11 protein-coding genes are annotated in these 12,171 nt (G+C 68.2%); 3 read left to right on the top strand and 8 right to left on the bottom strand.

What is annotated here, in order from left to right; genetic code table 11:
• Nucleotides 1-132: 132 nt before the first annotated feature.
• Entirely contained in the window at nucleotides 133-2,445 is a 2,313-nt protein-coding gene (locus HNQ61_RS17810; RefSeq protein WP_221305273.1) for a class I SAM-dependent DNA methyltransferase, read from the top strand.
• Between the two features lie 106 nt (nucleotides 2,446-2,551).
• Here HNQ61_RS17810 and HNQ61_RS17805 read toward each other — a convergent pair whose 3' ends face one another.
• The 5 genes from HNQ61_RS17805 to HNQ61_RS17785 form a co-directional block, all read right to left on the bottom strand.
• The gene (locus HNQ61_RS17805) at nucleotides 2,552-2,914 is read right to left on the bottom strand and encodes a hypothetical protein (RefSeq protein WP_170035425.1); all 363 of its coding nucleotides are present in this window, start codon (nucleotides 2,912-2,914) and stop codon (nucleotides 2,552-2,554) included.
• Nucleotides 2,914-3,723, bottom strand: coding sequence for a purine-nucleoside phosphorylase (locus HNQ61_RS17800; protein ID WP_205761620.1), 810 nt, complete (start codon nucleotides 3,721-3,723; stop codon nucleotides 2,914-2,916). Before HNQ61_RS17800 ends, HNQ61_RS17805 begins: the two co-directional genes overlap by 1 nt.
• 12 nt (nucleotides 3,724-3,735) lie before the next feature.
• Entirely contained in the window at nucleotides 3,736-4,248 is a 513-nt protein-coding gene (locus tag HNQ61_RS17795; protein WP_170035423.1) for a DivIVA domain-containing protein, read from the bottom strand.
• Nucleotides 4,245-4,937, bottom strand: a complete 693-nt coding sequence (locus HNQ61_RS17790) for a YggS family pyridoxal phosphate-dependent enzyme (protein WP_170035422.1) — start codon at nucleotides 4,935-4,937, stop codon at nucleotides 4,245-4,247. The genes HNQ61_RS17795 and HNQ61_RS17790 overlap by 4 nt, the downstream gene beginning before the upstream one ends.
• A gap of 347 nt (nucleotides 4,938-5,284) precedes the next feature.
• The gene (locus HNQ61_RS17785) at nucleotides 5,285-6,079 is read right to left on the bottom strand and encodes a helix-turn-helix transcriptional regulator (protein WP_170035421.1); all 795 of its coding nucleotides are present in this window, start codon (nucleotides 6,077-6,079) and stop codon (nucleotides 5,285-5,287) included.
• Nucleotides 6,080-6,605: 526 nt separating this feature from the next.
• Here HNQ61_RS17785 and HNQ61_RS17775 point away from each other — a divergent pair.
• Nucleotides 6,606-7,229, top strand: a complete 624-nt coding sequence (locus HNQ61_RS17775) for a helix-turn-helix domain-containing protein (RefSeq protein WP_170035419.1) — start codon at nucleotides 6,606-6,608, stop codon at nucleotides 7,227-7,229.
• Nucleotides 7,226-7,777 carry a GNAT family N-acetyltransferase gene (locus HNQ61_RS17770; RefSeq protein WP_170035418.1) on the top strand — a complete coding sequence of 184 codons (552 nt, stop codon included), beginning with the start codon at nucleotides 7,226-7,228 and terminating at the stop codon, nucleotides 7,775-7,777. Before HNQ61_RS17775 ends, HNQ61_RS17770 begins: the two co-directional genes overlap by 4 nt.
• 373 nt (nucleotides 7,778-8,150) lie before the next feature.
• Here the strand turns inward: HNQ61_RS17770 and HNQ61_RS17765 are convergent, their stop codons facing one another.
• The 3 genes from HNQ61_RS17765 to folP all read right to left on the bottom strand — a co-directional run bounded on the left by HNQ61_RS17765 (nucleotide 8,151) and on the right by folP (nucleotide 12,063).
• On the bottom strand, nucleotides 8,151-9,503 hold the full coding sequence (locus HNQ61_RS17765; RefSeq protein ID WP_170035417.1) for a cation:proton antiporter: 1,353 nt from the start codon (nucleotides 9,501-9,503) through the stop codon (nucleotides 8,151-8,153).
• An 842-nt stretch (nucleotides 9,504-10,345) separates the two neighbouring features.
• Entirely contained in the window at nucleotides 10,346-11,152 is an 807-nt protein-coding gene (cdaA, locus tag HNQ61_RS17760; protein WP_170035416.1) for a diadenylate cyclase CdaA, read from the bottom strand.
• Nucleotides 11,149-12,063, bottom strand: a complete 915-nt coding sequence (gene folP / locus HNQ61_RS17755; RefSeq protein ID WP_170035415.1) for a dihydropteroate synthase — start codon at nucleotides 12,061-12,063, stop codon at nucleotides 11,149-11,151. Before folP ends, cdaA begins: the two co-directional genes overlap by 4 nt.
• Nucleotides 12,064-12,171 lie beyond the last annotated feature (108 nt).

Genomic DNA, 12,171 nt, shown 5'->3' with positions numbered 1-12,171 from the left:
ACGCATTCAAGGCTCCTGGGCTCTGTGCTTCGCCGAGTTTACAGCCCAAACTACTCCCACGAAAGTGGACGGTGATTTTTTAGAAACCTGCTAGGTGCGGAGTACACGCCGCGTGAATACGTGGAGCGCGTGGTGCGCCAGACTGTGGACGTACCTATGCGCGAGCGGTGGGCGCCGGTGCAGGCCCATGCGGCGAAACTGGCAGGTTCAAAACGGAAGAAGGACCGCGACGCCGCGCTCGGCGAGTTGCGGGCTTTTCACGCGGAACTGCGCGGCCTGCGCTTTCTGGATCCTGCGTGCGGCAGCGGGAACTTTCTGTACGTCACGCTGCACATGGTCAAGCGCCTCGAACTGGAGGTACTGCGCGCCATCGAGGAGATCACCGGCAACCCGGAGCTGGGGATCGAGGAGGTGGGACCGTGGCAGTTTCACGGCATCGAAATCAAGCCGTGGGCGCGCGAGATCGCCGAACTCACGCTGTGGATCGGCTATCACCAGTTCTGGATGGAGCACCACAAGGGTGGCAAGGTACCCGAGCCGGTGCTGCTGGATACAAAGACGCTGGAACTGCGCGACGCCGTGCTCGCCTGGGACGAGATCGTGGAGGTGCCCGAGAAATCGCGCCCCGATCCCACGCCGCGCATCGTGCACCCTGTCACTGGCAAGCTCGTCCCCGATCCGGACGCGCGCCTTCCGTACTACGAATATCGCGGCGCGCGTCAGGCCGAGTGGCCGAAAGCGGAGTTTATCGTGGGCAATCCGCCGTACCTCGGCACCAAGCGGATGAGAGATGCCTTTGGTGATGGATATGTTGATGCGTTGCGCTATTCCTATACCGAGCTTCCAGACAGTGCTGATTTTGTGATGTACTTCTGGCATCGAGCAGCTTCATCGATCAATAGCGAAACAACTCTGAGATCGGGGTTGATCACCACGAGTTCGATCACCAACACACAGAATCGGGCAGTGATCGCCGGGGCCACTTCGGAGAAGTGCAAAGTCCTCTGGGCGGTAGCGGACCATCTCTGGGTCGAAGAAGCTGAGGGTGCTGCAGTACGAGTCGCTATGACGGTTCTTGGCCGCGGCGGAAAGGCTACGCTCGTTTCGGTAGATAGTGCTGGGAATCCGACGTCAGAACAAACTGCAATCGCACTCAACCCAGATCTATCGACACACGCCGATGTGACAAGCGCAGTCTCCGCACTCCAAGCGAACAAGGGGATCTCATCCTTTGGATTCATGATCAATGGCGGTGGGTTCATCCTCGCTGAAGCGGAAGCCGATTGGCTCATGAAGCTTGACCCGGCGAACCGGGAAATCATCCGTCCATATTTAAATGGTCGTGATCTGGCAGCGCGATCTCGGTCAACGTCGATCATAGATTTCGCGCTCCGATCAGAGAGCGAGGCAGCAGAGTACCCTTTGCTCTTCGATATCATACGAGATCGTGTTCGACCGCACCGGGTGTCGAAGAGCGATCCGGCCTCTCGGAAACGATGGTGGCAGTTCGCGAGGCCCCGGGAAGACTTACGGACCGCACTTGCCGGACTAGCCCGCTATATCGCGACCGGAGAAACTGCGAAACACCGCTTCTTTGTCTTCGTTGAACGTGAGACTGCGCCAGATCACATGCTGGTGTGCATTGCCTCGGATGAGCCTTGGCACCTCGGTGTATTATCGTCGCGCATTCACACCAGTTGGGCACTGGCTGCTGGAGCACGACTCGGGGTCGGCAACGATCCGCGGTACAACAAGTCGGTGACCTTCGACCCGTTCCCCTTCCCAGACCCGCGGCGGGAGTTGCGCGAGGCGATCGGGCGCGTGGCGGAGCGGCTGGACCAGCATCGAAAAGATGCGATCGCGTGGGACGAGCGGGTGACGATGACGGGGATGTACAACGTCGTCGAGAAGCTGCGGAGCGGCGAGGCGCTGACGCCCAAGGAGCGCGCCGTGCACGAGATCGCCGCGTGCGGCATCCTGCGCGACATGCACGACGAGTTGGACCGGCTGGTTGCGGAGGCGTACGGCTGGCCGTGGCCCATGGAGCGCGAGGAGATTCTCGAGCGCCTGGTTGCGCTGCACGACGAGCGCGTGGAAGAGGAGAAGCGCGGTATCGTCCGGTGGCTGCGGCCGGAGTACCAGATTCCGCGCTTCGGCGGTGCCGCACAGGCCGCGCTGGGGCCCGCGCTATCTCTGGCCGATGCCGCGCCCGCCGAGCGCGTCGTCCCGGAGGCGAAGCACCCTTGGCCCGCGGGCGCCATCGACCAGATCGGCGCGTGCAAGGCGCTGATCGCCGGGTCGCCCGCCGCTCCGGCGGAGGTCGCCGCCGCGTTCGCCGGTGCGCCTGTGGCCTTGGTGACGCGCCATCTGGAAACGCTCGCCATGGTGGGCGAGGTGCGCGTTCTGCCGGATGGACGCTACGAGTCCGTGGGCGAGCCGCTCTGAGCCTGAGCCGGTCGAGCCCAGATGCAACCCAGACGATAAACAGCGCATCCCCGCCCCGGACGATGCCGGAGCGGGGATGATTGCGACCTGCGTCAGCGCGGCTGGATCAGCGCGCGTCGGGAAGGTTGCGGCAGGCGGAGCGCAGGACTTCGCCTTCGCCGCCGCCCACGCTGTCGGCCTGCGCAAGGCACTCGGCCTTGTTGCGGATGGCCGGACGCGCAGGCACCTCGGGCGGCTCCGGCGGTTCTTCCGGAAGCCCCGCCTTGCGCATCACCTCGCGTCGCACGGAGTCCGAGTGCGCCTGCATCCGCTTCGCTTCGGCGATGGAGTCCGCCGGGTCCGACTCCATCCGCATGGGATCGGAGGCGTGCTCTTCCGCCGCTTCTCCATCGGTAGATCGTTCCGGATCATCCCCGCACGCGGCGAGGGCGGCCAGCAGCGGGAGGATGAACAAGCTCGCGCGGCGCATCACAGGCGCTCCAGCACGCCTTCCACCAGCGCGGTCAGGTGCGGCTCCGCGCGCCCGGCCACGGCGATGATCTGCGTGATGTTAGCCGGCTCAAGCGCGTCCGGCAGGCACTGGTCGGTGATGATGCTGATCCCCAGCACCCGCATCCCGCCATGCACCGCCACGATGACCTCGGGAACGGTGCTCATCCCCACCACGTCTGCGCCCAGGCCGCGCAGCATGCGGTACTCCGCGCGGGTCTCCAGGTTGGGCCCGGGCACGGCCACGTAGACGCCGCGGCGCAACGTGATGCCGCGGTCCAGCGCCACCTCCACCGCCAGCCGCCGAAGCTCCTCGTCGTACGGCATGGACATGTCGGGAAAGCGCGGCCCCAGCTCATCCGCATTCGCGCCGATGAGCGGGTTGTCGCCCAGCATGTTGATGTGATCGGCGATCAGCATCAGGTCGCCGGGGCCCCACAGCGGGTTCATTCCCCCGCACGCATTGCTCACGACGAGCGTCTCCGCGCCCAGCGCCCGCATGACGCGCACGGGAAAGGCCACCTGCTGCAGCGTGTAGCCCTCGTACGCGTGAAAGCGGCCCTGCATGGCGACGACGGGCTGGCCGCCCAGCGTGCCCAGCAGCAGCCGGCCCTTGTGCGTCTCCACCGTGGACAGCGGAAAGCCGGGAATCTGCTCGTAGGGGATGGACGTCTGCACCTCCATCCGCTCCGCCAGCCCGCCCAGCCCGGTGCCCAGGATGAGCGCCACGCGCGGCCGCAGATCGCTCTGCGCGCGGATGGCGTCGGTGGCCTGCCGAATCTGCTCCATCACGGTCATCGGTCAGCCCGCCTGCGCGTCGGGGTCGTCAAAATCGTCGCCGCGGCCCAGGTGGGGCGTGCGCTCTTCTTCCTGATCCAATTCGTGCTGCTGGCGCTCCAGCAGCGTGCGAAAGATGCGGAGAAAGCGAACGCGCTGGCCCTGGATGCGGCGCAGCGCCTCCACCGCCTGCGTGGCCTGCCGCCGCGCCTCGCCCACGATGCGCTCCGCCTCGGCGCGCGCCTCGCGCAGCACCAGGTCGGCCTCGCGGGCGGCCTGCTCGCGCATTTCCTCGCGCAGCTGCTGGGCGCTGACGAGCGCCTCGTTCATGGCGCGCTCGCGGTCGCGGTAGGCGGACATGGCGTCCGTCATCCCTTCCACGCGGGCGTTGAGCGTCATCCCTTCGCGCACGAGCTCTTCCATGCGCGCGGAGACGGTTTCCAGAAAGTCGTCCACCGCGGCGGGGTCGTAGCCGCGAACGACGCGCCGGAAGTCGCCCTTCTTTTTCTTTACGTCCAGGGGCGTCAGGTCGATCATGTACCGCGGTCTCCAAACAGGGTCGAGCCGACGCGGACCAGGGTGCTTCCCTCCTCCACGGCGGCCTCGTAATCGTTGCTCATGCCCATCGACAGCGCGCGGCCGAAGCCGGGGATCTGCCGGGCGGCGTCTTCGCAAAGAGTGCGCGCGGCGGCAAAGGTACGCCGCACCACGGCCTCGTCCTCGGTGAACGGCGCCATCGTCATCATCCCCTCCAGCCGCAGGCCGGGGAGCGCCGCCATCCGCGCAGCCGCGTCAAGCGCTTCGTCCGCGGGAAGGCCGAACTTGCTTTCCTCGCCGGAGGTGTTGACCTGAACGAGCGCGTGCACCTCCACGCCAGCCTTGACCGCCTCGCGGGACAGTTCCTCCGCCAGGCGGATGGAATCCAGCGAGTGGATGAGGTCGGCGAGGGCCACGGCGCGGGCGGCCTTGTTGCGCTGCAGGTGGCCGATCAGGTGCCAGCGAACGGCTTCGCGGCCGAGTTCGGCCACCTTGTCGTCCATCTCCTGCACGCGGTTTTCGCCCACGTCGGCGAGGCCGGCGGCGATGGCGGCGCGCACGGTGTCGGCCGGATGCGTCTTGGTGACGGCCACCAGGGTGACCGCGTCGGTTCGGCCCGATCGCGCGCGCGCACGCTCGATTCCGTCACGTACGCGTGCCACGCGCTCGGCCAGCAGATGAGAGTCCATCCGACGATTGTATCCCCGCACCCCCGCGGAAGCAACGGCACGGCGGATGGGGGGGAGGACGTCGGTGGCGAATCCAGAGTTCGGTGCGCGTCCGAGAGTGGGGCCCTCACCCCGCGTGCTGCGCACGACGACCCTCTCCCACGAACGGATGTGGGAGAGGGAGCACACACCAGCCCGGCGCGGCTCCCCGAACGCGGTTGAAGCCCCGAACCAGACGCGCCAGAGGCCGGTGTCGGGGGTTCGCGCTGTTTGAGCGGCGGATTCATTCGCTCACCAGACCTCGGCGACGGCATCTACTCAGGGAGCGCGCGTCATCCTCTGTCATCTACCCGCGCCAACGAACGCGATCAGTACGTCGCGATGTCCTCCGGGGCGACGCCGAGGCGGTCGGCGATGCGCTCGAGGGTGGCGCGGCGCGGACGGTCCGTTTCGCCCCGCTCGATGCGCGCGATCTGCTTTTCGGAGATGCCGGGGAAATCCGCGCGCGACAATCCCTTCTGGAGCCGCAGACGGCGGAGCGATGCGCCGAACGACTCGTCGGCGTCGGCCAGGTCGCGGCGGGCCTGGCGCCGGAAGTCCGCGTCGAACTCGCACAGGATCGCGGAGGCCGAGGCCTCGTACTCGCCCAACTGCACGGCCGTCCCGTAATCCACCACCGCGAAGCGCGCAAAGTCCGGCGCGGTCCCGTCGCCCGACGGGGTGAACCACGCCATCGGCACCAGCAGCGGAGGACGGCTGAGGTCGGCGCGGTGCAGCAGCAGCACGCCATCCTCGTGGTCCACCGCCCCGCCGATCAGCAGCCGGTCGCGGTCTGGCGAGGTGAGCGCGCACAGCAGTTCATCCACCGGAAGCAGGCTGGACTCGTCGCCCACGATCACGCTGCGGAACATGGCCCGCAGCACGGCCTCCCGGCCTTCGTGCACGCCGTCCAGCAGCACCAGCCGGTGATCGCCACGCATGTCATCGGCAGAATCCACCAGCGACTTGAGCGCGGTTCCGGGGCCGGCCACCCAGTACGTGGGCCGCCGCCCGCCGCCCACCAGCGCGTCGCGCACGTCGTCCGGGTGCGACACGCGGCGGACGGCGGCGGCGCACTGCACCTCGTCGTTGCTGCCGGGCTCCAGCAGCAGAACGTCATCCATCATGGGCTCCGGACGATACAGGGTTGTGCGGATACTTGCGGTCCCACTCCTCGATCAGCAGCGGGAACGCGCTGGTCACGATCACCACCAGCGCGTCCGGCACCTCGGACGGAGGCGGACGCCGGTCCAGGAACCGCCCGTCGCGCAGCCCCAGCCGCCAACAGCGCTCGCGGCGGCGGAGGTGACGTGCGGCGGCTCCACGCGCTCTTTTTCGGCGATTCTGACTCGCCAGCCAGACTGCTTCCATTCGATTGGCAACGGAAGAGCATAGGGCATCGGGTTATCGGAAGGGGTTTACCCTCCAGAATATGTCCCGTTCCGCCCAAATCGTCAATTGGGACATTTTCAGTCACAGGCGAGCATCCGCAGCAGCCCGACATCCCACTGATCTCCCTTATCACGGTGATTTGTCCAGGATAATGGGCCACCCCCGGAATTGCACGGGCAGGGAATCCGCGGTCGTTCGCCAGCGTGCTCGCGATCGACAGGGTTGATATTCCTGAACGATGGAATTATTTCTAGTATCATGGAAACAACAAACGATGACATCAACGCGCGGCTCGCGGTGCGGTTGCGGAATCTGCGCGCCGAGCGGGGGCTCACGCTGGAGGCGCTGGCCGAGCGCGCGGGCGTAAGCCGCTCCATGATCTCGCTCGTGGAGCGCGGCGAGAGCAGCCCGACGGCGGCGGTTCTGGACCGGCTGGCCGCGGGGCTGGGCGTAACGCTGGCGTCGCTGTTCGCGGACGGCGCGCACGCCGACGCTTCGCCTCTGTCGCGCCGGGCCGATCAGGCAACATGGCGCGATCCGGAAACCGGCTACCTGCGCCGCAACCTGTCGCCCGCGGGTTTTCCGTCGCCCATCGAACTGGCGGAGATCATCCTGCCGGCGGGCGCGCGGGTGGCGTACGACACGCCGGGTACGCGCGCGGTGGCCATCAGCCAGCAGGTGTGGGTGATGGAGGGCGGCATTGAACTCTCCGTCGGCGGCGACACGCACGCGCTGGACGCGGGCGACTGCCTGGCGATGCGCCTGGAAGGCCCGATCGCGTTCCGTAATCCCACCCGGCGCGAGGCGCGGTATGTCGTCGCGCTCGCCGCGGATCAGCCGTCCGGCGGAACCAAGGCTCACCATCTCAGGAGCGCGCCGTGACGGAATATGCGACGGAGGCGTTCATCATCCGCCAGATCCGCGCGGACGAAGCCCGGGAGCGCGCGGCGGAGTTCGCGGCCATTCTGCTGGACTGCGTGCAGGGTGGCGCGTCAGTCGGGTTCATGGCGCCGCTCTCGCGCGATACGGCGGACGGGTTCTGGAAGCGCGTCGCGGAGGGCGTCGCGGCGGGTGACCGCATTCTGCTGGCGGCGGAGGATGTGGCCAGCGGCGAGTTCGTGGGGACGGTGCAGTTGCTGGTCGGCGTGCCGGAAAACCAGCCGCACCGCGCGGACGTGGCGAAGATGCTGGTCCGCCGATCCGCACGGCGGCGGGGGCTGGGCGCCGCCTTGATGCGCGCCGCCGCCGAGGCCGCGTGGCAGGTGGGGCGCACATTGCTGGTACTCGACACCGTGACGGGTGGCGACGCGGAGCGGCTGTATGAGAGCCTTGGATGGGTGCGGGTGGGCGTGGTACCGGGGTACGCGCTGATGCCGGACGGCGCGCCGTGCGATACGACGTTCTTCTACAAGTCGCTGGGTGATGGTTGAGAGAGCAGGATGGTGAGCAGGGGCGACTGAAGTCGCGGCAATAACGGCGCAAAGTCCGCCTTCGCGGACTGTGGCGGCGGCTCCCATCTGTCGTGCCCAGTTCCGCGCGTCCGCCACCCAGGAGCGAATGAATCCGCCGCTGGAAAAGCGCGAAGTCCGCCTTCGCGGACTGTGGCGGCGGCTGTCGTGAGCATCCCATGAACCAGAAGCCCCGAACGGCGGATGCGCGCGTTCGGGACTTCTCGTGTGCGGGGCCGCAACCGGATCCGCAGTCACAGTCCGCGGAGGCGGACTTCGTGTCTTTCGAGGCGCGGTTTCAACCGCCGGGCTCGCGTTCCGCCGCCACGCACGATTTCCTGTCGGCTGGCCGCGTCTACTTTCTGCGATCCAGTGCGGAGCGGGTCACGCCCATGCGGTCGGCCTCGCGGCGCGAGCGGTTGGCGTAGCGCGCCATCAACGGTGTCACCGAAATGCCGTGCGCCACGGCGGAGACCGCGACCGTGGCCAGCACCAGAGCCGCCACCGTCCGGCTGAACTGCTCGGGAAGGCCGTGCTGCATGGCGTACGTCAGATAATAGACGGACCCGATGCCGCGGATGCCGAACCACGCAATCAACCCCCGCTGCATGCTCGTGGTGGCCGAACCCAGCAGGCCCAGGTAGACGGAAACGGGGCGGATAACCAGAAACAGCAGCGGAATGAACCACAGCGCCACGCTCGGCAGAAAATTCCACGAGATCATCCCGCCCAGCAGCAGCACCACCGCGAACTCACCGATGCGCTCCAGCTGCTCGGTAAAGCCCAGCGCGGCCTGCGCCATGTAGGCCGGCGCCTTGTCCTTGTCGGTGGCCGCGTCTTCGGCCTCGGCGGAGGTGGCCGCGACCGCCACGTCCTGGGGCGGCTCTTCTCCGCCCGCCTCCCGCCGCTCAATGCGGCGCAGCGCGAGCCCCGCGGCAAACACGGCCAGAAAGCCGTATCCGTGCACCAGCAGCGCCACTCCGTACGCCAGCGCGATCAGCCCCAGCGCCAGAAAGTCGTCCAACCCCACGGCCTCGCGGTGCTTGCGCCGCAGGTGCAGCACCAGCCGCCCGATCAGCGTTCCCAGCACCGTGCCCACCACCAGCCCCGATCCCACCGCCCACACGAGGTCCACCGCGAACCAGCGCCAGCCGAACTCGCCAAGGTCGTGCAGCCCCAGCAGCCCCAGGCCGAGCATGATGAAGGGAAACGCGGTGCCGTCGTTGAGCCCCGCCTCGCCCGTGAGGCCGAAGCGCAGCCGGTCGCCGTCGGTGGGATGCGTGACCTGCACGTCGGAGGCGAGCACCGGGTCCGTTGGGGCCAGGATGCCGCCGAGGAGGACGGCGGCGCCCACCGGCAGCCCCATTCCGAACACGCCCACCAGCGTCACCAGCCCCACCGTCACCAGCATGGAGACCGTCGCAAGGCGAACCGGCAGCACCCATCGCCCGTCGCGCAGCGGCGTGCGCAGCTTGAGCCCGGCCGCGAACAGCGAAATGAGCACCGCCACCTCGGTGACGCGCTCCCAGATCGCCGACTGCGTGTAGATGTCCACGTGCATCAGCCCGGCCACCTGCGGGCCAAGGACGAAGCCGGCGCCCAGGTAGAGCATGGACGTCGAGAGCGGCAGCCGGCGCAGCACGGAGCGCGAAAGCGCCATGGCCACGAGGAGCACGCCGATCAGGACGAACCAGATCGCTCCCTTCATTCTGTTGGGGGCACGGGGGCAGAGGAGTGGACCCCCGGCAAGGGCAAGAAACAAACCTTGGACAGAAAGCACACGCCGGGAGCGACGCCTTATCGCGTCTGCGATCCAGAGTGAAGCGCCTCACCGGCGATTGCGACACGCCGGAATCGGGCGCGGTCTCTCTCAGATGGTGTTGAGAAACCCCGTTTGTCCTAGCTCAGATTGGCCCAGCGGGACGGCTCACGCCGCAAGGCGTAATCCTACGGAGGCGCCGGGCGGGTTTTCCGTCGCGCCGTATCCTGGCGCCGACGAAGGATCCACTTGCCCCGCGAGAACGGGCGTGCGTGTCGCGACGTTGGCTCGGCGGATGGTAGATCCTTCGGTCGCGCAGGATTCGGCGCGGCGGAGAGGCCGGCGCACGCTCCCTCAGGATGACATGGTTTGGGCTGTAAGTAGACGCGCGACAACAACATGTCATCCTGAGGAGGCGCCGGCCGATGCGTCAGCGGCACCACGTTCTGGCGCCGACGAAGGATCTACCTTCCCCGCGAGAACGGGCGTGCGTGTCGCGACGTTGGCTCGGCGGATGGTAGATCCTTCGGTCGCGCAGGATTCGGCGCGGCGGAGAGGCCGGCGCACGCTCCCTCAGGATGACGCCTGGGGGCGGGGTTGGCTGGATAGGGATGATGTCGGGGGTGCAGTCCGCGAAGGCGGACTTCGTGCTTTTCCAGCGGCGAATTCATTCGCTCTGGATGGGCGGATGCGCCGGACCGGGGATGGTGGATGGAACCCTCCCCCGCAGTCCGCGAAGGCGGACTTTGCGCCGTTGTTGCCGCGACTTCAGTCGCCCCGGCAGGTACCGCCTACAGCGTATCGCTCGCGCGGGTGCCGGGCGGCGTGGTGAGTTCGGCGGTTCCCTGCCCCAGCATCTGCTGCAGCTGGTCCGGCGTAAGCCCGCGGTGCAGGCGGCCGCCCTGCGCCAGCGAAATGGCGCCGGTTTCCTCCGACACCACCACCACGAGCGCGTCCGTTTCTTCCGACAGCCCCAGCGCCGCGCGGTGGCGGGTTCCGAGCGAGCGGTCCGTCACCTGCGACTGCGTGAGCGGAAGGATGACGCCCGCCCCCACGATCTGGTCGCCGCGAATGACGGCGGCGCCGTCGTGCAGCAGCGAGTAGGGCGTAAAGATGTTCAGCAGCAGCGCATCGGATACGCGGGCCTGCAGCGGCGTGCCCGTCTCCACGTACTCGCCCAGCCCCATCTCGCGCTCGATGGCGATGATGGCGCCGATCTTTCCGCGCGCCATCTCCTCCGCCGCCTGCGTCACCTCTTCCGCCACCTGCGTCTGCTCCAGCCGGCTGAACACGCGCAGAATGCGGTTCTGCCCCAGTTGCGCCAGCGCGCTCCTCAGCTCCGGCTGAAACACGATGAGCGCGGCGATCACGCCGAACTCGAACACGCGCTCCAGCAGGTACTCCAGCAGCGACAGGTTCAGGATGCGCGCGGCGCCGTACAGCGCCACGATGGCAAAAATGCCCAGCAGCATCTGCAGCGCCCGCGTCCCGGCCAGCACCAGCAGCGCGCGGTACAGCACCCAGGAGACGATCAGGATCTCCACCAGGTCGCGCCAGTCCGGCGCCAGAAACCCGAACCGCTCGATCAGCGTGTTCATGGCGCCATCCGTCCCGCGCGGAACACGGCTTCCGCCACGTCCAGCGCCTGCCGCGCGCCGCGCACGTCGTGCACGCGGAACAGGCGGGCGCCGCGGGCCAGCCCGGCCACGCACGCGCCCACCGTTCCCGCGTCGCGCGCGTCCGCCGGCACGCCGCCCAGCAGCGCGCCGATGAACGCCTTGCGCGAAGCCCCCAGCAGCACCGGCCGCCCCAGCCGCGCCCGCAGCCGCCCGATCCCCGCGATCAGTTCCAGGTTCTGCGCCCCCGTCTTGGCGAAGCCGATTCCCGGATCCACCACGATCCGCTCGCGGCCGATCCCCGCCGCGTCCGCGCGCTCCAGCGACGCGGACAGCTCCGCGGCCACGTCATCCACCACGTCGCCGTAGTCCGTCAGCGACTGCATGGTCCGCGGCGTACCGCGCATGTGCATCAGGACGAGGCCCGCCCCGGCGGCGGCCACCACGCCCGCCATCCCGGAGTCGGACAGACCGGAGACGTCGTTGACGATCTCCGCGCCCGCGTCCAGCGCCGCGCGCGCCACGGACGCGCGGCGGGTGTCCACGCTCAGCGGCACGTCCAGCTCCGCGGCCAGCGCGCGCAGCACGGGCCCCACGCGCTCCGCCTCCTCCTCCGCGGAAACCGGATCCGCACCGGGCCGCGTGCTTTCGCCGCCGACGTCGATCAGGTCCGCGCCTTCCGCCACCATCCGCCGCGCCTGCTGCACCGCCGCGCCGGGGTGCAGAAAGCGCCCACCGTCGCTGAAGCTGTCCGGCGTCAGGTTCAGAATCCCCATCACCACCGGCCGCTCCAGCGAGACCGACCGGCTCCGCAGCACCCACGACGCATCATCCCCCACGCCCGCGGGGAGCGTGTGGGAGGGACCAGGGGCGGCGGGCGGATGACTGTGCATCCCGCGAAAGTATCGAACGCAAAAGCGCGAAGGCAAGCACACGGCCCGCCTTCGCGCATTTTGACCCTTCATCGGGGAGCGGATCAACACCCGCGGTCCGCTCCGCCG

The sequence above is a fragment of the Longimicrobium terrae genome, from assembly GCF_014202995.1.
GTDB classification, from domain to species: domain Bacteria; phylum Gemmatimonadota; class Gemmatimonadetes; order Longimicrobiales; family Longimicrobiaceae; genus Longimicrobium; species Longimicrobium terrae.
The sequence above is the reverse complement of the archived record's forward strand: the minus strand, read 5'-3'. Positions and strand labels throughout refer to the sequence as shown.